The organism is Faecalicatena contorta, from assembly GCF_021531995.1.
GTDB classification, from domain to species: domain Bacteria; phylum Bacillota; class Clostridia; order Lachnospirales; family Lachnospiraceae; genus Dorea_A; species Dorea_A contorta_A.
Genome location: NZ_JAFBIZ010000003.1, coordinates 19,144 through 40,143, shown reverse-complemented (window position 1 = coordinate 40,143; position 21,000 = coordinate 19,144). Strand labels below are relative to the sequence as shown.

The 21,000-nt window shown below is 46.5% G+C and carries 19 protein-coding genes; 18 read left to right on the top strand and 1 reads right to left on the bottom strand.

What is annotated here, in order from left to right; genetic code table 11:
• The 17 genes from JQM82_RS00855 to JQM82_RS00775 all read left to right on the top strand — a co-directional run bounded on the left by JQM82_RS00855 (position 1) and on the right by JQM82_RS00775 (position 18,515).
• Positions 1-2,313, top strand: a complete 2,313-nt coding sequence (locus JQM82_RS00855; RefSeq protein ID WP_235247965.1) for a hypothetical protein — start codon at positions 1-3, stop codon at positions 2,311-2,313.
• A 158-nt stretch (positions 2,314-2,471) separates the two neighbouring features.
• The gene (locus JQM82_RS00850) at positions 2,472-3,236 is read left to right on the top strand and encodes a sugar phosphate nucleotidyltransferase (protein WP_235247964.1); all 765 of its coding nucleotides are present in this window, start codon (positions 2,472-2,474) and stop codon (positions 3,234-3,236) included.
• Positions 3,237-3,238: 2 nt separating this feature from the next.
• A complete protein-coding gene (locus JQM82_RS00845; RefSeq protein ID WP_235247963.1) occupies positions 3,239-4,327 on the top strand; it encodes an NAD-dependent epimerase/dehydratase family protein in 1,089 nt (362 codons plus the stop codon).
• Positions 4,321-5,562 carry a UDP-glucose dehydrogenase family protein gene (locus tag JQM82_RS00840; RefSeq protein ID WP_235247962.1) on the top strand — a complete coding sequence of 414 codons (1,242 nt, stop codon included), beginning with the start codon at positions 4,321-4,323 and terminating at the stop codon, positions 5,560-5,562. The genes JQM82_RS00845 and JQM82_RS00840 overlap by 7 nt, the downstream gene beginning before the upstream one ends.
• An 18-nt stretch (positions 5,563-5,580) precedes the next feature.
• Positions 5,581-7,044, top strand: a complete 1,464-nt coding sequence (locus JQM82_RS00835; RefSeq protein WP_235247961.1) for a radical SAM protein — start codon at positions 5,581-5,583, stop codon at positions 7,042-7,044.
• A gap of 1 nt (position 7,045) precedes the next feature.
• Complete coding sequence (gene idi, locus JQM82_RS00830; RefSeq protein WP_235247960.1) at positions 7,046-7,582, top strand: isopentenyl-diphosphate Delta-isomerase; 537 nt, start codon at positions 7,046-7,048, stop codon at positions 7,580-7,582.
• Positions 7,579-8,601 carry a UbiA family prenyltransferase gene (locus JQM82_RS00825; RefSeq protein ID WP_235247959.1) on the top strand — a complete coding sequence of 341 codons (1,023 nt, stop codon included), beginning with the start codon at positions 7,579-7,581 and terminating at the stop codon, positions 8,599-8,601. The genes idi and JQM82_RS00825 overlap by 4 nt, the downstream gene beginning before the upstream one ends.
• Entirely contained in the window at positions 8,591-9,664 is a 1,074-nt protein-coding gene (locus tag JQM82_RS00820) for a radical SAM protein (RefSeq protein WP_235247958.1), read from the top strand. The genes JQM82_RS00825 and JQM82_RS00820 overlap by 11 nt, the downstream gene beginning before the upstream one ends.
• Position 9,665: 1 nt before the next feature.
• Positions 9,666-10,796, top strand: coding sequence for a glycosyltransferase (locus tag JQM82_RS00815; RefSeq protein ID WP_235247957.1), 1,131 nt, complete (start codon positions 9,666-9,668; stop codon positions 10,794-10,796).
• A 10-nt stretch (positions 10,797-10,806) separates the two neighbouring features.
• Positions 10,807-11,916 (top strand): glycosyltransferase family 2 protein, encoded by a 1,110-nt coding sequence (locus JQM82_RS00810; protein WP_235247956.1) that lies wholly within the window; start codon positions 10,807-10,809, stop codon positions 11,914-11,916.
• 4 nt (positions 11,917-11,920) lie between these two features.
• On the top strand, positions 11,921-13,144 hold the full coding sequence (locus tag JQM82_RS00805) for a phenylacetate--CoA ligase family protein (RefSeq protein ID WP_235247955.1): 1,224 nt from the start codon (positions 11,921-11,923) through the stop codon (positions 13,142-13,144).
• A 40-nt stretch (positions 13,145-13,184) separates the two neighbouring features.
• Positions 13,185-14,030 (top strand): peptidase U32 family protein, encoded by an 846-nt coding sequence (locus JQM82_RS00800; RefSeq protein WP_235247954.1) that lies wholly within the window; start codon positions 13,185-13,187, stop codon positions 14,028-14,030.
• Positions 14,027-14,779 carry a hypothetical protein gene (locus JQM82_RS00795; protein ID WP_235247953.1) on the top strand — a complete coding sequence of 251 codons (753 nt, stop codon included), beginning with the start codon at positions 14,027-14,029 and terminating at the stop codon, positions 14,777-14,779. The genes JQM82_RS00800 and JQM82_RS00795 overlap by 4 nt, the downstream gene beginning before the upstream one ends.
• Positions 14,776-15,636, top strand: a complete 861-nt coding sequence (locus tag JQM82_RS00790; RefSeq protein ID WP_235247952.1) for a glycosyltransferase — start codon at positions 14,776-14,778, stop codon at positions 15,634-15,636. Before JQM82_RS00795 ends, JQM82_RS00790 begins: the two co-directional genes overlap by 4 nt.
• A gap of 35 nt (positions 15,637-15,671) precedes the next feature.
• Positions 15,672-16,694, top strand: a complete 1,023-nt coding sequence (locus tag JQM82_RS00785; RefSeq protein WP_328284189.1) for an NAD(P)/FAD-dependent oxidoreductase — start codon at positions 15,672-15,674, stop codon at positions 16,692-16,694.
• Positions 16,661-17,710, top strand: a complete 1,050-nt coding sequence (locus JQM82_RS00780; protein WP_235247950.1) for a macro domain-containing protein — start codon at positions 16,661-16,663, stop codon at positions 17,708-17,710. The genes JQM82_RS00785 and JQM82_RS00780 overlap by 34 nt, the downstream gene beginning before the upstream one ends.
• Before the next feature lie 115 nt (positions 17,711-17,825).
• Positions 17,826-18,515: a vWA domain-containing protein gene (locus JQM82_RS00775; RefSeq protein WP_235247949.1), complete on the top strand. Its 690-nt coding sequence runs from the start codon at positions 17,826-17,828 to the stop codon at positions 18,513-18,515.
• 26 nt (positions 18,516-18,541) lie between these two features.
• Here the strand turns inward: JQM82_RS00775 and JQM82_RS00770 are convergent, their stop codons facing one another.
• Positions 18,542-19,888, bottom strand: coding sequence for an MATE family efflux transporter (locus JQM82_RS00770; RefSeq protein WP_235247947.1), 1,347 nt, complete (start codon positions 19,886-19,888; stop codon positions 18,542-18,544).
• Positions 19,889-19,994: 106 nt separating this feature from the next.
• Here JQM82_RS00770 and JQM82_RS00765 point away from each other — a divergent pair, with 106 nt between their 5' ends.
• Positions 19,995-20,987, top strand: a complete 993-nt coding sequence (locus JQM82_RS00765) for a helix-turn-helix transcriptional regulator (protein ID WP_235247944.1) — start codon at positions 19,995-19,997, stop codon at positions 20,985-20,987.
• Positions 20,988-21,000 lie beyond the last annotated feature (13 nt).

The window sequence follows — 21,000 nt, the reverse complement described above, 5'->3', positions numbered from 1 at the left end:
ATGATATGGAGAGTTTGTTTCGGACTGGCGCTGATGCTGGTGGCAGCAGGAGCTGTGACATATCTGGTCAGTCGAAATCGTGGAAAGAATCAGGTAAAGTATCTTGGAGCAGGTGTATTCCTGGCTTCGGTTGTGACGTGTTTTCCGGTTATGTTAAGAGGAGAGCATGTGGGATTTGCACTTGCGATGAGTATCTCCCACAGCATCCGCATGTTTGTAGTCGATACGGGAGTGGTGGATATTGCAGGGGAGCTTCCGGTGCAGACGCTGGGAAATCTGCTGGTGCCGTACAAGGTGCTGGTATGCGGACTGTATCTGCTTGCACCGGTATTTACACTGACGGTCGTTCTGCAGTATTTTTCCAACTCTTTTGAACGGTTTCGCCTGCGGATGAAGAGCAGAAGGAATCTGTTCGTATTTTCCGAGCTGAATACGCATTCCATTGAAATTGCGTCGGATATGTGGAATTATGCGAGAAAAGAAGGACAAAAGGTAGAGATTGTATTTTGCTGCTCTGATAAAAAGGACAGTTTGAATATGGATCTGGAAGAGAGCGCAAGGGAGTTGAATGCCATTCTTCTTCCGGAAGAGATCACGCATCTCAGACTCAGAAATCAGGCACGTTTTATTACATATTTCCTGATCTCGGATAACGAAGATGAGAATGTGGAACATACGCTGCAGATGGTGGATAACATGACGGGCGCTGCTGCCTGGTATACGACTGCAAGGCTGAATCAGAGAAATGTGGAGATTCACTGTTATGCGACGAGCGCAGAAGCGGAGATCCTGCTGGATGCAAAAGAAAAGCAGGAACTGCGGGTGGTCCTGGTGGATGAAGTCAGAGATGCTGTGTATGAACATCTTTATCAGCATCCGCTGTATACAAATCTGTATCCGCATCGTGACAATGGGGCAAAGGAGACACTTGCACTTCTGATCATAGGCGGAGGAAAGGCGGGAACAGAATTCTTAAAGGCGGCGGTATGGTGTGGCCAGATGGAAGCATATGATCTTGAGATTCATCTGATTGATCTCAAGGGCAATCTGATCCGGAAAAAACTGGAAGAAGAATGTCCGGAGTTATTTTCAGAGGCCGCAGGCTATAAGATTCACATTCACAAAGGGAATATTTTCAGCAGCAGGATCAGATCGTATCTGGATACGCTGGAGAACATCAGTTATTGTGTCTCAGCACTGGGAGACGACGAAGATACTATCAGGGCTGCTGTGCGGCTGAGAAGATATTTTTATTCGTCACGCCGGCAGGATCAGCCATTTATCTGTGCTCATATACGAAGTAGAAGAAAAAGAGCTGCAGTATGGGAGATGTGTGAAAATACGAGAAATAAAACACGGCTGTATTACGATATTGTTCCGTTTGGAAGTAGCGGCATGTATTACGGAAGTTGTTCGGATGCGGCATTTGTATCTGAATATCTGGGTCTTGGAGTACAATCACACTACTTCCGGCTGACGGGAGATTCCGACGAGAAGGAGCGCAGATATGCGGTCCAGAACTTTTACCAGAAGCAGTGTAACCGTAGATCAAGTATCGCGAATGGAATGCATATCAGCAGTAAGTTATGGGAAATGGGGTATGGAGTCCTTCGAGTGCCGAATGGTCGGGATGAGAAGAAGTTGTACACGGATTGGATCCGGCCTGTGAATTTTTCCAGAGAAGCATCGGGAAAATGCGCTGATTTCTATAATCTGGAGCATGAGAGATGGATGGCGTATGTCCGGACAGAGGGGTGGCATCTGTCGACCAGAGGAGGCACCTCACTGGAGGATATCCGGGCGTGTTATGAAGGATACTGTGAAGAGTTCAAGAATCAGAATTATCTGATGAAGATGCATCCGGCACTTGTACCGATTGTGAGTGAAGACCCGAAAACTGCAACGCTTCAGGAAGTAGATGACATGATCGTTGAAGTAAATGAGGAAAAGGGAACAGGATCTTATTATCCGGATTACGTGCAGTCAGATGTCGAGCTGGTTGATCATATAGGAGAAATAGTAGGAGGAGCATGGTGCGGTCCGAAGGGAATCCGTATCTTTGGAACACTGGCGATGGAAGGAGAATGTGTGATCTGCCGTCTGACAGACCTGCTTCACTATTATGGAAAGATATATGAAGAGAAAAAAGATGTGATTACTTCTGAAGAGAGAAGAAATCTTGCGGAAGAGATTCAAAGGTGCTGTTATGGAATTATTCGGACAGAAAAAGAGGAGAAATATCAGGAAGAAGCACATAGATATCTTACAACTTTCAGATGGGGTGTCCCTCGCTTCAAGTGCGAAGAGCGCTAAGTGGCGTACTTGAAATTACAGAGCAAGAGTAAAGTGCCGTCGAGAGAAATCCTGACGGCGCTTTTTGGTTAGTTTCTACTTTGTTGCAAAGCATGAAAATGAGGGATATAATTTGTGTAAGTGTGTTTGAAGGATGACGAAAAAAGGAGTATGAGGGTATGCTGACAGTGATACTGGCAGGTGGGAAAGGGACGCGCCTTCTGGAGGAGACGCAGTTTCGTCCGAAAGCATTAACGAAAGTCGGAGAAAAACCGATCTTAGAACATATCATGGAAGGCTTTCAGAGCCAGGGCTATCGGGATTTTTTGATTCTGACCGGCTATAAGAGCGAGATGATATCAGAATATTTCAGAAAAAGACAGGAAGTAGTGTCCTGTAAGTCGGAAGGTGCATGTATGACCGTGGATCTTCCGTATGCCCGTGTTCGTATACTGGATACAGGGGAGGATACAGGAAGTGCAGCCAGGCTGCGTATGGCAGAGCCTTATCTGGAGCATGAGACGTTCCTGCTGACTTACTGCGATGGTCTGTGTTCTGTAGAGATGGAAGATGTGATCAGATTTCACAGGCAGCGATGCGGCATGGTGACTCTGACAGCAGTGCGACCGGAACCCCGGTTCGGGATACTCGAGATTGCAAAGGATGGCCGGGTCAATGCTTTGAGAGAGAAGGAGCGGAAGGATGCACCGTTGATTAATGGCGGGTTTATGGTCATGGAACCGGAGATTTTTGAGTTCCTGACGGATCAGATGGAACAACTGGAAAAGGATGTGCTGGTGCCGCTGTCGGAGACCGGGAAGTTGATGGCATACTATCATGATGGCTTCTGGCAGTGTATGGATACCCTGCAGGAGAAAAAATATTTGTGTGCATTGTGGGAGAAGGGAAATGCTCCCTGGATCAATCAGAAGAAGGACAGATAGATATGAGAATACTGGAAGAAGATCTGAATACCATACGGTGTTCATTGAGTACGAAGGAAAAAGAGTTTTATAAGGGCGGAGTAATATTGGTTACAGGATGTGCGGGATCCATCGGATATGAGTTTCTGCATTATCTGATCCGGTATGCTGACGCCCGGAGAATTATTGGAATTGATAATTGCTGGCTTGGCTATCCAAACTGGATGAGGCGTCTGGTAGAAGAAGGAAAACTGGAATTTTATCAAAGGGACATCGCTGTGATGGATCTTGAGGAGATCGAGGATGCAGAAGAAGTAACGCATGTATTTCACATGGCTTCACTGGCGTCTCCGGTTGCGTACCGGGAGAATCCGCTTCTCACTATGGACGCCAATGTCGAAGGATGTCGAAATCTTCTGGAATATTACAAGGATAAAAACCTTCGGACATTTTGCTATTTCTCAAGCAGTGAGATCTATGGTTCTCCGGATGATTCTCAGATTCCGACCAGCGAAAAACAGTGGGGAAGAGTCAGTTGTGTGGGGCCAAGAGCCTGTTATGATGAGGCAAAGCGATATTCAGAGACGTTATGTCAGGTGTTTGCAGGCAGATATCAGGTTCCGTGTGTAATCTTAAGGCCGTTCAATATCTTCGGCCCGGGAATGAAACTGAATGATGGAAGAATTCCGACCGACTGTGTAAAGGCAGTGATTCTGGATCAGGATATTCCGGTCTATTCTGACGGAACTCCGACCAGAACTTTTTGTTATATATCGGATGCAATCACATGGATTTTGAAAGCAGCCGCCCAGGGAGCATTTGATGTTTTCAACATAGGAATGGATTCTCCTGAACTTACGATTCTGGAATATGCGAAGCTTTGTGCTGCGATCGGGAAGGAATCTTTTGACTATCATGGAAGCGTAGATTTCAGGACTTCAGAAGATCCGGATTTCCTGACGGACAATCCGAGGAGACGTTGCCCGGATCTGTCTTATGCTCAGGAAAAACTGGGGTATCGTCCGGTCTTTTCAACAGAGGAAGGGATGTACCGCTTCCTGACTTTTTTGTCGGAATACAGAGAGCATCTTGAGGAGGAATGGACATGGTAATTACGGTTGTCGGCATGGGTTTCGTAGGTCTGACTGCTGCGGTGGGGTTTGCCGCAAAAGGGCATCAGGTGTATGGAATTGAAAAAGATGAAAATAGAAGAAAGCGGATTGAAAGTGGGAAACTTCCGTTTTATGAGCCGGGAATGCAGGAGTATCTGGAACAGACACTGAACAGAAATCTGTATATGCAGGGGGAACAAAAGGGTGCCGCAGAGAAAAGCGAGTGTGTGTTCTATTGTGTGGGAACCCCGATTGGTGAAAACGGAAGTGCAGATCTTACTTATCTTACAATGGCAATAGAAGAGACACTGTCGCTGCTTCCCAAACATTCCGGGACAACGCTGATCGTGAAGTCTACCGTTCCCCCGGGAACGCTTAGAGATCAGGTGTGGCCGCTTGTTAACAGATGCGGGCTGGTGCCGGGAGTAGATGTGGAGCTTGCCAACAATCCGGAGTTCCTGCGGGAGGGCAGATGCTGGGAGGATTTCATGAATGCGGATCGACTCGTGATCGGTGCATTTACAGACAGAGGATATGCGCAGGCAGCGAAGGTATATCAGAACTTTTCTGCACCGATCGAGAGAGTGAATCCGACAACGGCGGAATTCATCAAGTATCTGTCGAATACGATGCTCGCGACGATGATCAGTTATTCGAATGAGATGGCAGGTGCCGCAGATCAGATCCGGGATGTGGAGATCGGACGGGCCTTTCATATTTTGCATAAGGATCGGCGATGGGAGCAGAACATGATGTCTTCTTATGTGTATCCGGGATGCGGATATGGAGGTTATTGTCTTCCGAAGGATACGCAGGCAATGTGGTACGCGGGAACACAGGCGGGTGCTGATATGCCGATCCTTCAGTCTGTGATCCGGACGAATCAGGATATGCCGGAACGGATCTGTGAGCGGATTTTGAAAGAAAGTAAACCGGGAGAGACGGTTGGAATCCTGGGGTTGGCCTTTAAGCCGTTTACCGACGATGTGCGGGATACACCGGCCGCCAGGATTATTGCATGTCTTAAGAGGCGGGGCGTGACCTCCGTTATGGCATATGATCCGCTGGCAGAAGAGGAATTTTTAAAGCACTATCCGGAACTTCAGGTCACCTGTCCCGGAAGTCTGGATGCAATGCTTGACAATTGTGACAGACTGGCGATTGTGACGGCCTGGCCGGAATTCGAGGCCTTAAGCGTCAGAGAGAATGTATGGGATTTCCGGTATATGCGGTAGGTATGGGAGGAAGCAGAGATGCTGATATATGGAGAAGAAAAACAGGTTTCCCGATTTTTAAAATTCGGGGAAACGAATATGCAGATTCGTGATGTGCTGAGCCGGGAGCATCAGATTCTGTCAGAAGTAGATAGACTGAAAAAGCTGTCGGATCCGCAGACGGAGATTCTGGTTCTGGATACAACGGATATGAGTGTTTTGCGTTTCCTTTACCAAAAAGGATGGCAACAAGTCTGTTTTCCGGTATGTGATGGAATCCTTTCGGTGAGTGATCCGGATGCGGACCATGTATTGGAAGAGAAGCTTCGTCACAATACCAACTGGAGATGGCACAAAGAAGCCAACCGTTTCCGTATGCTGAGATCCTATCTTCTTCGAAGACCGGTGATGGATGCGCTGCCAAGCCACATTCAGCTGGAACATACTTCCTACTGCAATGCCAGATGTATCATGTGCGGACATGCGATCTATGGGAACCGGGGAGCGCAGCATATATCGGAGCATATGATGGAGCGGATCACCTCTCTGCTGCCGTCTTGTGAGCTTATGGTTCTTCATGGATATGGAGAACCATTGATGACGAAGAATCTGGATGCACTGTTGGAGTTATACCGAAAGTATGAGATTGAAGTAACGACGAATACGAACCTTTCCTATCTTCCGCAGAATATCCTGGAGCATCTGATTCCTGTAACGAAGCATCTGCGGATCTCCTGTGATGCGGTGACGAAGGAGCTCTATGAAGGAATCCGACCGGGACTTTCCTTTGAAACATTCCTGGAGAACCTGAGCCGGCTTCAGAAATATGCACCGGAGATCGAACTGATGATGGAAGTCGTGATCATGCGTCAGAATGTTATACAGATTCCGCAGATGGTTCGGTTTGCATGGGAGCATGGATTTTCCCAGATCAGCCTGAATCGCCTGGGAAGTCATCCGGTTCTGAATAATGAAAAGGATTGCCTGACTTATTATCCGCATCTGACCAGCCATTATCTCAGGGAGGGAATCGAGCTCGGAAGAAAGCTTGGAATCCGTGTATATTATCCGGTGGAATGGCTACGGGAAGAAGACGCGGAAGTCATGGAACAGGAAAGAAAGAGAGCAGATGCGCTTCCGTTTCAGATGGAGCCGCTGTTCTGCGCAGAAGATCAGAAGATGATGATTCACAATGCAGTGCTTCTCAGAAGCGATGATGCATCGTTGATTCCGGGAAAATATGAGTGTACAGGTATGTGCGATTCTCTGCTTGGGCGTACGAACCTGGATCTGGAGGGAAATGTATATGCATGCTGCATGAATACGCTGCAAAAGGTGGGAAATCTCTTCGAGATGGATAACAGTGAATTTTACAATGCACCTGCACTGATAAAGATGCGGGAACAGTTTTACCGCGGTGAAGTTCCGGCTTATTGTGACCAGTGTTCTTATGTAATGAACCATACACTGGCGCTTGCAGATGTAAAGAGAAAGGATATGTAATATGAGTGATGAATTGATACTGGTAAATATGAAAGATGAAGAGACTGGTCATCAGGAGAAAATGGAAGCTCATAGAACTGCGAGTCTGCATCGTGCATTTTCTGTATTTTTATATAAAGTAGTGAACAAAAAGGTATATATGCTTTTGCAGAAGCGTGCAGAAGGCAAGTACCATTCCGGCGGTCTGTGGACGAATGCCTGCTGCTCTCACCCAAGAAGAGGAGAGACACTGGAAGATGCAGTGCCGCGACGAATGGCAGAAGAACTGGGAATCCGGACGGAAGTAAAGGAAGTTTTTTCCTTTACGTATTATCACAGATTTTCGGATATCTGCGCAGAATTTGAATATGACCATGTATTTGTCGGAAGATGGGAAGATGAGGTCATACCGGATCCGCAGGAGATCTCGGAGACGGCATGGGTAGAATTATCTCGTATGGAACAGCAGATGATGGATGCTCCGGATACATTTACACCGTGGTTTATGATCGCGGCACCAAAGGTAAACGCAGTCATCCGTGAGGAGGTTTCCCGATGAAGATGCTGAGTGAATGGAATCAGCTGTTCCGTGTGGGAGAATGGTATGATTCAAAGGTACCGATGCTGATGCTCCCGGTGTTATATGCCACGATAGCTTCGCAGGAGATCTATGCGGCAGACCGGCTTAAGATGGTGCTTCTGATGATTGTATTTGATAGTGTTTTTCTGGCATTTGGATATCTGATCAATGATTATGCGGATATGGAAGTGGATCAGAAAGCAGGAAAAAAGAAGATCATGCATCGCCTGCCGAAACATGTGCCGGTTCTGCTGGTTGTGGGTTCCGTGGTTCTCGGGTGTCTGCCGGTTCTGCTCGTTTCACATGGATGGAAGACGATACTGATTCTGGCTGTGATCTATTTTTTTGGCGGATCTTATTCCGCGCCGCCGTTACGTTTTAAAGAGCGGGGAGTACTCGGGCTTCTGGTATCATCGACAGCGCAGAGGTGTTTTCCGCTTCTGCTGATTCCGATACTTCTGGATATGCCGGTCGATAAAGGATATGTGCTGTGGATGCTGTTAAGTTTCTGTGTGGGAATCCGGTACATACTGGTACATCAATATATCGATGCAGAAAACGACCGCAGGGCAGGTGTGGAGACATTTGCACTGGCGCATCAGTCACAGGTGGCTGTATTGATCCGGTGGTCATTTGTGGTAGAACTGCTGATCATTGCAGTCCTGCTGATGCCGGTCTGCAGACTTCATCGATGGACGATCGTGTTTCTGGCAGGTTATGCCCTCCTCTCCCTGATTCGCTGGAGAGGATGCAGGATGGTATATGGACACGGCGGATTGTATTCTTTTGATCAGGTTCCGCTGGAGGATTTTTATAATCATTACCTGCCGCTTATATTTATTATCCTGCTGATGCAGCAGAATCCGTGGTGGACGGTACTGCTTGCAGCCTGGATACTGATTCTGCTGCGGCCGGCAGTCAGACATCTGGAATTTCCGGTGAAGATACTGACGGATCAACGAAAAGGAAAGAGTGAGGAGAGGAAATATGAAAGATAATCTGTTTAGTGCAGTATATGAGGTGGAGAAGATCCTGTTTGGTGACAGTGATAAAGGCAGCATGCGAAGGGAAGTCCGGCAGTGTATTCTGGAACACAGAGTGCCGGAAGGCCCGAAGTATCTGATGATGAAGATTACCAACAGATGTAATTCCAATTGTGCGTACTGCTCTCATGCGTATTCGAATCAGGAGGAAGAAAAGAGTGACATCAGCCTGGATCTGATAAAAAAGACGATCCGGGAGGCAGGAGATATGCACGTGACAGCAGCATCTATCAATGGAGGAGAGCCGCTGGTGCGCCAGGATATCGATGAGATCATCCGTGCTCTGATCGCGGAGCATATTACGCCGGTTCTGATGACAAACGGGCTGTTGCTTCCGAAACGCTGGGATGAGCTGGGTGCGGCAGGACTTCGTTATATTATCATGTCTTTTGATTCTCTGGATCCGGAGACATATAACAAGCAGCGGGGTGCGGATTTTCAGGATGCCATGGCGGGAATCGATGCTGCAGTGGCGCTGAAGGAAAAGTATGGAGACGCGCATATTCATGTAACGACCGTACTTACGAAGAACAACGCAAAAGAACTGCCTGGATTCATCGAGTATATGACGAGTCGTGGAATCTATGTGCAGATCAGCCCATATCATCATTTCAATCCGTCGGTTCCAAATGAACTGCGTATTACGGATCCGGAAGAGATATTTACTCTGACGGGAACTTTATTAAAAATGAAACGAGAAGGAATGCTGATCGCCAATTCGGAAGGATTTATCGCACACCTTCCGGACTTTTTCCTGAAGGATCAGAGGGTCCCTTCTGATTATCGTTGTCTGATCGGATATACGAACGTCTTTGTCGATGCGTACATGAATGTACACTGCTGCTGGGACGGATGCTTCAAACCGATCGGTAATCTGCAGGAACGTTCTCTGAAGGAGATCTGGAACAGTGAGGAATACCAGGAGGCGAGGGAACAGATGATGAACTGTGATTGCAGCGGCTGCTGGTATCTGTGTACCGGAGAAGTGACGATGTTTTTATTAGACCAGGAGATGTAACATGGAACAGAGATTAAACCTTTCAATTGTGATTCCGACAAACGGCAGAACGAATCTGGTGGAACGGCTGCTCCAGAGCCTGGTTCCGGAGAGACAGTCTTACCCATATGGAGAGACCGAAGTTCTGATTGTAAACAGTGGCAAGGCAGAAGATGCCACACGGATAGAAGAACTTTGTGAAACTTATCAGGCGATATTCATTCCGGGAGAAAACAGTGTCCGGAAAAAGAGGAATCTGGGAATCGAAAAGGCACAGTATGAAGTAGTACTGTTTCTGGATTCTGATGTTGCGGCCGAAGAGGGACTGCTGAGATACCACGCAGAAGGATTCCTGAATGCCACAGAGAAAAATCTCGGAGGCGTCTTCGGCCTTACCCGATTTGTCGGAAGAAAGACATGGTGGTGGAAGGTCGTAGAACAGACCACTTATCTGGATTCGTTTTCTTTTGCTGAGCGGTTCCCCTATAATTCCTGGACGATTGGGAATAATGTATCGTTTTACAGACGGGTGCTGCTTGAAGTCGGAATGTTTGAAGTGAATTTTCCATTTCCGCTGGGCGGGGATGACCTTGATATGACCTATCGGATCACCAAATCCGGATATCTGATCAAGTCCTGTCCGCAGGCGGTTACGCTGCATTCAACTGAGACCTGGAATCACCCGAAGGCAATCTATGACCGTACCCATCGCTGGGGAAGTATGGATTACTTCCTGAGTCAGAGACATCCGGAGATCTTTGTAGACTGTATACCAAAGAGCGGAGTGTTGTTTACCGCTTCGTTTCTGGCAGGTGGGATCCTGTCTGCGGGATTTCGAAGCCTTGAACCGCTGCTTTGTGTATTGATCTGGCTTGCGCTGCATGTGATAACCGTGTATGTCTATGATTGTGTTCACAAGGAGGGCGGACATCCGCTGTATTATGCTATGGGCAAGATGATCCGTACCTTTTACAGACTTTATTATCAGATTGCAGGTTTAAAAAATCATGATATCCGGTGTCTGCATAAGGAGATGTCATTCTCACTGGAGCAGACCAAGTATATGCAGCGGCGTGAGATTGCAATGTTTTCCATCTACCTGATCACATTCGCAGTCATGCTGCTGGGCGTATGTATCCGACGGTTGATATAAAGGAGCAGATATGGACGGTATTAGTATAGTGATCATTTCGCGCGGACGCGAAAAATTATTGGATGAGCTTCTGCAGTCAGTACAAAAGGCACAGGAGCAGGTGGATTTTCCGACAGAGATCATCCTGGTGGACAGCAGTCTTGGAGACAGCATAGAGAATGTGCGTGCACTCAGTGAAAAATATCATACAAAGTATTTTTATCAGGACATCACAGTGTCTGCAAAAAGAAATTATGGAGCGAAGAAGTGTCAGTATGAGGTCATACTGTTTCTGGATTCAGACTGTCTGGCAACTCCGGAGATACTGAAGCATTATGCAGAAATATACAGGGAATATCCCGAGGCCGGAGGCGCAGCCGGCCCGTTGGAATTTGTCGGAGAGGATACCTGGTTCTGGAAGGTGGTAGAAAAAACACCTTATACCATATTCTTTTCCACGCCGAAGTGGGGGAAGACGCTGACCTGGTCCCCGACGGCTAATTTTTCGGTAAAGAAGGATGCATTCCTGTCTGTCGGAGGGTTTGATGAGTCATTTCCAAAGAACCCGGGAGGCGAAGATGTGGATATGGGACTTCGGCTCTCAAAGGCAGGGTATACACTGTACAGTGTCCCGGAGGCGCTTGTGTATCACAGTAAATCCACCTGGAGCCCGGTAAAATCCATGTTCCGCAGAGTCTTCCATTATGGAGCCGGAGATCTGTATCTTCTGGAACGGTATCCGCAGATGGGATGCTGTTGTATGCCGAGGAGGATATTGATGATTTTGTACGGAATCCTGCTGTATCTGATATTGGGATGTATGGTAAATCCGTGGTTTTTTGCCGGAGTTGTGGTCATTCCACTGTGGGAAATGGGAATGACAAGTCTGTGTGTCAATCATCTTATGAAATACAAAGGAACCACTTTTGGAAAACAGTTTGTTGTACAGGCACTGCTTCTGTGGAATGAAGCGGGTTTTTTGTGGGAGTGTATCCGGAAAAGGAAGTTTTCCAGTATGGGGAAACAGATCATTTATTTTAAACCACAGATGGACGGAACCTGTTATCAGAATGTGGTTACTGCTGTGATATACAGCCTGTTTCTGTTGATAACTTATATACTTGTAATGTTAGGAGTCTGATCAAATGATGAAAAGAGCAATTGAGGCAATACATAAGGGATATTTTGATCTGCCGTTTTATACAGAACACTGTAAAAAGAGTGGGGTAAATCTGACAGAAGTACGTACGGAAGAACAATTTCTTAAAATTCCATTTACGGTAAAAGAAGACCTGCGGAATTCATCTGCATACAGCAGAACCAGAACGGCACCTGAGGAGATCTATGGACTGTATTCCAGCAACGGAACAACCGGGAAAAAAACATTCTATGTCCACAGCCAACTGGATCATAGGAAACAGGCAGAATATGTCCGGACCTTTTATTCCGCGCTGGGAATGAAAGCGGGAGGTCTGGGTGCTGTATTTGGGCCGATCGGAAGTCCGGTGATGGGACATTGTATGATATGGCAGTTTCATGCGATGAAGATGGGGATGACACTTTGCCCGCAGCCGTCTCCGGAGAATATCATAGATGTGATCCAGAGTCTTCCGGTGACAGACATTGCAACGCTTCCACAGGTAGCTTCTTTTCTGGCGGCAAGTCCCGAGTGGAGGGAGATTGCCGCGAAGTCTTCTGTGGAACGTCTGATTCTGGGCGGAGATTTTCTCTCAGAAGCCAGACGGAAGCTGCTGGAAGAGACATGGGATGCTAAAGTCTACAATTCCTTTGGAATGAGTGAGGTGTTTGGTCCGATTGGCAATGAATGCATGGAACAGAACGGTTTCCACTATTTTGATCAGGATCTTTATATCGAAGTGGTGTCTCCGGAGACGGGAGAACCGGTAGAGCCGGGAAAGGTCGGCATCGGTGTGTATACAACTCTCTGGGACAAGGGGTTCCCATTGCTTCGTTACTGGTCCGGAGATCTGATTCGGATCATGCAGGAACCATGTCCGTGTGGCAGCAGGCTTCCACGGTTTGAATATTTTGGAAGAATGGATGACTGTGTACAATTGCCGGACGGGACATGGATCTCTCCGAAACAGGTGGAAGAGATTACACTGCCGGCAGGCCTTGTACATTGCCAGGTACAGCTTCATGAAGATGGAAGAGTATGTCTGATATATGATGAAGCGGGCGTTTCGCCGACAGAAGAGTTATTGTGCCAGCTGAAAGAACTGTTGTCCTGCGATACTGTTTCTGCCCGACCGATGCTGTTGGAGCACATGAATCTGCGGGGACTGAAGCCAAAGTATCTTGTAGAAGCAGATAAACCGGTACAAAACAGCGGAGGGATGTTCTTATAATATTTTCCATGCGCAGTAGATCTGTGAGGGAGGAGAAAGAATGAAACGATACGAAATACTTGCTCCGGCAGGAAACTTAGAGGATCTGAAACTGATGATCCGGGAGGGCGCAGATGCCATTTATATCGGGCTTGAGGGATACAGTTCCCGTCCGGACAGCGCGGACTTTAACCTGGAACAGATTCAGGAGGCAGTGACATTCTGTCATGAAAAAGGCGTTCTGTTATATGTTGCAATCAATGCAAATGTGGGGCAGGATCAGATGGAGCGTCTGATTGGGCAGATCTTTGAATTAGACCGGATGGGTGTGGATGCAGTGATATTCTCGGAATTCGGTCTGGTTCAGTATTTTTCGGGACGACTCAAACATGCCCACATGCATGCGAGTACACTGATGGGGGTCTACAACATAGAGACAGTCAGACTTTTGAAAGAGTTAGGCGTGACCCGCATCATCTTTTATGCCAATCTGTACTTTGAAGAAATGGCCGGGATCATCAGTGCGGAACCGGATCTGGAATATGAACTGGTTGCGGAAGGCGGTACCTGCTTTAATGATATCAGGCAGTGCAGGATTCCGCACGGGGTTCAGAATGGAGAGCACATCCTTTTCTGTAGAAAACCTTTCGTACTGCAGGAAGATGGGAAAGTGACCGGTGAGGCAAAGCCGATCTCGGAGCCTCCGACACGTACTGCGGAAGTGGCGGGACTGTTTTTGGCGATCGGAATCTATTCTTATAAGATTGAAGGGCGGACGGTACCGGGAAAACTCAGAGTGCCGATGGTACATGCTCTGAAAGAAAATCTTGAAAAATATCAGAAGGAAGAGAGCGTGGATGCTTATCTGCATTTCTTTACCCGTGGAAACAGGGGGTGGAATCAATGATTATTGCGCTGGAAACATATGATGAGAATACGGTGGCCAAAATTGGTGCCAATATAGAGATTGATGGTGTCGTTCTGGGAGATATGTACTGTAATTACCGGATGTTCCCCGGAGGAAGTGCAGAGCTGGAAGACCGGATGAGACAGTTGAAAGAAAGCGGGAAAAAGATCTATTACCAGACCCCGTGTTATCTGACGGATACGGTGTTCGATCAGGTGGTTCAGCATATCTGTTACTGGAATCATCGGGGTCTGCTCGATGGAGTATTTCTTCAGGATATCGGACTTCTGCGCAGGCTTGGCAAGCTGGATACCGGGCTTTTGCTTGTATGGAGTTATATGGGGATAGCCAGAAATCGTGCAGTGAATCTGTTGCATTATCAGTTCCTTGAATCACTGGCGCCGGTAGTGATTGCGACGGATCAGCCAAGACATTGCCGGCTTCTGCGGGAGCAGGGAATCGATGCGATGCTGATGTATGGAAGAATTACGTACGCAACGGTAAACCGGCTCTGTTATTATACTTATGAGAACAATCTGTATGGAACAGACTGCAGACGGGCCTGTCTTGACGAAAAGCAGCACATGGTAAATGAAAAGTTCAGTCTGGATATGTCTGTGGATGGATATATGCTGGGAAAGAAGTATGTCTATGTGGAATCAGAAGAATCCCCGGATCTTCTGTATGCACAGAATTATGACGTATGTCTGGAACAGATGCACAGACTGAAGGAAAGAGAGCAGAGATGAAAATATCAGTAGTAATTCCGGTTTATAATGAAGAAAAACATATCACAGCATGTATAGATGCGTTGGTTCACAATACGCGCAAGCCAGATGAGATCCTGCTTGCAGACGGGGGATCTTCAGATCGCACCCGTATGCTGGCCTCCAGATTTCCGGAGGTGACGATACTGGAAAATCCGAAAAAGACGGCAGCTGCGGGAAGAAATGTCGGAATCAGACGTGCAAAAGGAGATATCATTGCATTTACAGACGGAGACTGCATCGTTGAGAAAAACTGGCTGGAAGAGATAGAAAAAGCATTTGTAAAATACGAGCTGGACGGTCTGGGAGGAAAAGTGACAACGGCTCCTTTTGAGAATAAATATGAGGAATACTGGGGAACACTTGCCTGGAGACTGATCATGAGTTTTGGGGATGAGGCTTATCAGGTAAAAGAAAAAAAACTGAATGATGCATTTGTCACGGCAAACTGTGCCTATACCAGAAAGCTTCTGAAGCAGATCAAAGGGTTTGACCTGTGGTTTGCCAATAATGCGGAAGATGTGGATCTGTGCTGGCGTGCACTGGAACAGCAAGCGAAGCTGATGTATATTCCGTCGGTTGTTATCCGGGCACACAGTGTCAATACGCTTAACGGAATCCGGAAAAAAAGCTTCCGAAACGGGGTGTCAAGCAGTAAATTGCAGAAACGGTACGGATCCTGGTTTAACTATGATCTGAACATATACAAAATGTGGATACAGAATTTCCGTGGTCTGTTCACGAAGAAGCCGAATGCAAGGCTGAATCTGACGGAGCTGACCTGGCATCTGCTCGGGAAATATTATGGAAGCATCAAGGCACATGTGATCAATATATAGGCGGCAGCCTGTTTTGGTAAGAATTGCAACGTGATGTGTATGCACTTGAATGGGACAGAGATATGAATTATGATATAATTATTATAGGTGCCGGGCCTGCAGGACTTGCATGTGGACTTACGCTTGCGCGGGCAGGAAAAAAATGCCTGATTCTGGAACGGCGAAGAGAGTTGACCGGGAAAGTCTGCGGAGACGGACTGTCAAGCCACTGTATGCAGGTACTGAAGAACATCAATATTCAGGAAAAGGACCTGATATCCCTTGGCGGGAAAAAAATATATCGTAATGTTACTTCCAACTTTGGAGAGATAGAGGAGAGGCGCTATTGCCGAAATGAAGGATATGAAGATTATGCCTATGGATTATCCAGAGATGTATTCGATGGGTATCTTCTGCGGCTTGCAAGGGAGGCCGGATGTGAGGTAATGACGGACAGGACGGTCTTATCTGTAAGAAAGAACGGATCCGGTTATCTGGTGGATGGAAGTCTTACGGCAGACCGGGTTGTCCTTGCCTGTGGGGCAATCGGAGGGCAGAAGCTTGGTGTTGCAAAACCGGATGATGTGCCGGTGGGAATGTCGGCCAGAGTATATGGGGATTGTCGCCTTCCTTCGGATACCTTTTATTTCAAATATGACTGGCAGTATGGAGAAGGCTATGCCTGGCTCTTTCCGGTGGGAGAACGTCTGTGGAACTACGGAGTGTGGAGTGCAGACCGCCGGGAAGAGGTGAAGCGGTTATTTGCGGAGTTTGAAGAGCAGATGAAAAAGACTTATTTTTCAGACTGCAGCTATGAGAGGAAGCCGAAAGGAGCGGTGATCGGTGCGACCCGGCATATGCCGACGGATGGAACGAAGATTCCACGGATCGGAGACTGTGCATATATTTCGTGTTTCGAAAGTGGGGAAGGAATCTCCTACGCTATAGAAAGCGGGCGTCTTCAGGCAGAAGCAATCCTCCACGACCGGGATCCGGAAAAGGTACCTGTTCCTGAGAAAAATGCATATGCAAATGAGGTGAAAAAGTGCCATTTAAAATCGTTCGAAATGATATTGTAAATATGGAAGTGGACGCAATTGTGAACACGGCCAATGATCATCCGACCGTAGGAACAGGCTGTGATTATGCGGTATATAAAGCTGCGGGATATGAACAGCTTCTGGAATGCAGGAAAAAGATTGGTTATGTAAAAGAAGGGGAAGCATTTCTGACTCCGGGCTTCCGGCTTCCGGCAAAGTATATTATCCATGCGGTCAGTCCCCTTTATCGGGGTGGATTTCTGGGAGAAGAACGCAAACTCAGATCCTGTTACCGGAACAGCTTGCGGATTGCGGCAGAGAATCAGATTCGTTCAATTGCATTTCCGCTGATTTCAACCGGTGGATTCGGCTATCCGAAAGAAGAGGGAATGCGGATTGCTGTCGATGAGATTCATTCATTTCTGCTTCATCAGGAAATGATGATCTATCTGGTTGTATTTGATGGAAAGGCAACCGGACTTGGAAAGCAGATCTGTCCGGATCTGGAATCCTACATTGACCGGAATTATGTGCAGAAAAAGCGGGAAGAGGAATATGTATATCCTTCCTTCCCGGGAAATATGTATCCTGCGGCAAGACAAAGGGCGGCAAGGGCTTCAGAGCCTGAAAGCGGGGGACTGATCCGGGAATCCGTTGATGAATATACCTTCGGTGAAGCACATGAAAGCGCACTGGAAGAACGGATGAAGCATCTGACGGATACATTTTCGCAGTATCTTCTGTACCTGATTAAATCCAAAGGAATGACGAATGCAGAAGTCTATAAACGTGCCATCGTGGATAAGAAGACATTTTCCAAGATTAAGAATAATCCGAATGCACACCCGCAGAAAATGACAGCGATGTGTCTGTGTATCGGGGCAAAGCTTAATATGGATGAAACAAGAGATCTTCTTGCCAGGGCAGGATATGCATTATCGCCCTGTGATAAGACGGATGTGATCTTCTCCTATTTTATTGAAAATCAGATCTATGACATGATTGAACTGGATATACAGCTGGAGGAACATGGACTTCCCTGTCTGATTTCATAGTTTAACGCATGATGATATTTTTGAGGTCGCCTGTGTGGCGACCTTATTTTTTTCTGTGTATGTTATGATTCTGACATCAGATAGGAAAACAGTATTTCAGAAGGGAGTCATACACATGAAAAAAGGATTAACAGAATTAGTATTTGTATTAGACAGGAGCGGATCCATGAGGGGTCTGGAAAGTGACACGATCGGAGGATTCAATTCTCTGATTGATAAGCAGAAAAAGGAAGAAGGAGAGGCTGTTATTTCGGCTGTATTATTTGATGATACGACAGAAGTATTATATGACAGAGTGCCGCTTGACAAAATAGAACCAATGAATGACAGACAATATTATGTGCGGGGATGTACAGCACTTCTGGATGCAGTCGGAGGAGCAATTCATCATATTGGAAATGTTCACAAATATGCGAGAGAAGAAGATTGCCCGGAAAAAACATTATTTATTATTACAACAGATGGTATGGAAAATGCAAGCCGAAGATATACCTATGAGAAAGTAAAGCATATGTTAGAGCGTCAGAAAGCAAAGTATGGCTGGGAATTCCTGTTTCTTGGAGCCAATATTGATGCAATTGCTGTTGCAGGCAGGTTTGGAATACAGGCGAATCGAGCAGTCAAGTATGAGTGTGACAGAGAGGGAACTCAGTTAAATTATAAGGTGCTCAGTGAAGCGGTATCCAGGATGCGCTCCTGCGCGGCAAAGACCGCTGCAATGGCATTTGAAGCAGATGACAACTGGGCGGATGAGATACGGGCAGACTATGCACTTCGTCATGAGAAGGGAAAAACAGACTGCTAAGAATATTAGAAAAATTTGTGCTGGCATTATAATTTTGCCAGCACAGTTTTTTTCATGGTAATGTAGCAGGCCAGTCCTCCGATAAAGTTGGAGACAGGTTCTGCGAGAAATACTCCGACGACACCGAGATCTGCAATATGAGGGAGTATGAAAGTAAGCGGTGCTACGATGATCGCCTTTCGCAATATGGAAAAGAATACAGCCTGCTTGGCCTTATTGAGTGCTTTGAATACACATTGTCCGGTAAATTGAAAAGCCATCATAAAGAATCCGAAGAAATATATATGCAGTGACGGAACCGCTTTTTCAATGAGTAACGCATCATGATTAAAGATTCTGATAAACAATTCGGGAAAAGCGGATATCATTCCCCAGATAGACAGAGTATATCCAAAACAGGTAATAGTCATGAAGCGGATTGCTTTTTTCATCAGATCTGTCTGCCCGGCACCGTAATTATAGCTGATGACAGGGGAAGACCCTTCGGCAAGAGACATGACAGGAGTCTGTGCAATTTCGCGAATCGAATTGATTACCGTCATGACACTGATATAGATGTCGCCTCCGAAGATCTGAAGCATGGAATTGCAAGCAACCTGCACCAGTCCATTGGTGAAGGACATGACGAAAGAAGAAGTTCCCAGTTTTGTGATTTCACAGATGCAGGTAAAGTCCGGATGGAATTCATGAAAAGTTAACTTTAGTTCTGTCTGTGCCCCGGTCAGAAACCGGAGCACCCATAGGGCGGAAAAAAGCTGAGAGATAATCGTAGCGAGAGCCGCACCTTTTACACCCAGATGCAGTAAAAAGATAAAGACCGGGTCGAGGATGATATTGCTGATCGCACCGAGTGTTACTGTCTTCATACCGATTTTGGCAAAACCCTGACAGTTGATATATGGGTTGAGGCCCAGAGCGGTCATGACAAAAACTGTCCCCAGCAGATAGATCACCATATAGCCGGCGGCATATGGATAAGTAGTATCACTTGCACCAAACAGATAGAGAATGGGTTTGTGGAACAAAATTCCCAGAACTGTAATTATGATTCCGGTAAGTATCAGCATAAAGTATGCATGATTCATTATTTTCTGGGCTCCTTTTGTGTCTCGTTTTCCTCTCGCGATGGAACACAGCGGAGCACCGCCCTGTCCAAACAGATTGGCAAATGCAGTTACCATGGTAATTACAGGAAAACACAGACCGAGCCCGGCAAGAGCAACGGTGCCTTCACCCGGAAGTTTTCCGATATAGATACGGTCAATAATATTGTAAAGCAGGTTTAGGATCTGAGCGACCAGCATTGGGGCAGCTACAGAAAGGATATTGTGCCTGACATTGCTGCCACCAAAGTCTATTTGTTGAGAATTCATACGGATTTCGTCCTTTCTATCGGTGCCTTTTATTGTATCACAAAAACTGTCCACATGTGTTATACTAAGAAAAAATGTGTAAGTAATGTGTAAACAGGAGTGCGATATGGCTAAAGGAGCAAATCAGAAATTTAAATTATATTATCTGGCGAAAATCATGACGGAAAAGACAGATGAGGAGCATTACATTACGATGCCGGAGATTATAGATAGTCTTGAAAACTATGGGGTGACAGCCGGACGAAAGAGTATCTATAATGATCTGAAAGATCTGGAAAAACTGGGAATTGAAGTGGAAGGAGAGCCGATCGGCAACCGCTATCATTATCATGTGGTGGATCGTCAGTTTGAACTTCCGGAACTGAAACTGCTGGTGGATGCCATTCAGTCTTCGAAGTTCATTACTGCAAGAAAATCCAATGAACTGATCAAAAAGCTGGAGGCGCTGGTCAGCAGATTCGATGCGGCAAAGCTACAGCGGCAGGTATTCGTATCCGGTCGCATCAAGACCATGAATGAGAGTATCTATTACAATGTGGATGAGATTCACAATGCAATTGCGGAAAACAGAAAGATTCGTTTTCAATATTTTCAGTGGAATGTAAAAAAAGAAATGGAACTTCGGCATGGAGGAGCTTATTATCATATCAGTCCGTGGGGGCTGTCCTGGGATAATGAGAACTATTACCTGATCGGCTATGATTCTGATGCAGGCATGATCAAACATTACCGGGTGGATAAGATGCTTCATATCCGGATGTCGAAGGAAATGCGGGAAGGAAAGGAACTCTTTCAGAAGCTTGATATGGCGGCTTATGCGAAGAAGAGTTTTGGAATGTATGGAGGAAGGGAAGAACGTGTCAGACTTCTGGTAAAAAACAGTTTTGCGGGAGTTATGATTGACCGGTTTGGTAAGGATATAATGATGATCCCGGCAGATGAAGAGCATTTTACAGTAAATGTGGATGTGCAGGTGAGCAGTCAGTTCCTGAGCTGGGTATTCGCGCTGGGAGATGGAGTGAAGATCATCGGGCCGGAACATGTGGCGGAGAGAATGAAGACGGAACTTGGCAGGATGCTTGAGCGATACAGTGAATGATGAGGAGGAGAAG

Bases quoted from the DNA above. Each gene is read 5' to 3' on its own strand.
- JQM82_RS00845 (WP_235247963.1), top strand. From the start codon at position 3,239: ATGAGAATACTGGAAGAAGATCTGAATACCATACGGTGTTCATTGAGT.
- idi (WP_235247960.1), top strand. From the start codon at position 7,046: ATGAGTGATGAATTGATACTGGTAAATATGAAAGATGAAGAGACTGGT.
- JQM82_RS00835 (WP_235247961.1), top strand. From the start codon at position 5,581: ATGCTGATATATGGAGAAGAAAAACAGGTTTCCCGATTTTTAAAATTC.
- JQM82_RS00810 (WP_235247956.1), top strand. From the start codon at position 10,807: ATGGACGGTATTAGTATAGTGATCATTTCGCGCGGACGCGAAAAATTA.
- JQM82_RS00855 (WP_235247965.1), top strand. From the start codon at position 1: ATGATATGGAGAGTTTGTTTCGGACTGGCGCTGATGCTGGTGGCAGCA.
- JQM82_RS00805 (WP_235247955.1), top strand. From the start codon at position 11,921: ATGATGAAAAGAGCAATTGAGGCAATACATAAGGGATATTTTGATCTG.
- JQM82_RS00800 (WP_235247954.1), top strand. From the start codon at position 13,185: ATGAAACGATACGAAATACTTGCTCCGGCAGGAAACTTAGAGGATCTG.
- JQM82_RS00790 (WP_235247952.1), top strand. From the start codon at position 14,776: ATGAAAATATCAGTAGTAATTCCGGTTTATAATGAAGAAAAACATATC.
- JQM82_RS00850 (WP_235247964.1), top strand. From the start codon at position 2,472: ATGCTGACAGTGATACTGGCAGGTGGGAAAGGGACGCGCCTTCTGGAG.
- JQM82_RS00770 (WP_235247947.1), bottom strand. From the start codon at position 19,888: ATGAATTCTCAACAAATAGACTTTGGTGGCAGCAATGTCAGGCACAAT.
- JQM82_RS00795 (WP_235247953.1), top strand. From the start codon at position 14,027: ATGATTATTGCGCTGGAAACATATGATGAGAATACGGTGGCCAAAATT.
- JQM82_RS00815 (WP_235247957.1), top strand. From the start codon at position 9,666: ATGGAACAGAGATTAAACCTTTCAATTGTGATTCCGACAAACGGCAGA.
- JQM82_RS00775 (WP_235247949.1), top strand. From the start codon at position 17,826: ATGAAAAAAGGATTAACAGAATTAGTATTTGTATTAGACAGGAGCGGA.
- JQM82_RS00765 (WP_235247944.1), top strand. From the start codon at position 19,995: ATGGCTAAAGGAGCAAATCAGAAATTTAAATTATATTATCTGGCGAAA.
- JQM82_RS00840 (WP_235247962.1), top strand. From the start codon at position 4,321: ATGGTAATTACGGTTGTCGGCATGGGTTTCGTAGGTCTGACTGCTGCG.
- JQM82_RS00820 (WP_235247958.1), top strand. From the start codon at position 8,591: ATGAAAGATAATCTGTTTAGTGCAGTATATGAGGTGGAGAAGATCCTG.
- JQM82_RS00825 (WP_235247959.1), top strand. From the start codon at position 7,579: ATGAAGATGCTGAGTGAATGGAATCAGCTGTTCCGTGTGGGAGAATGG.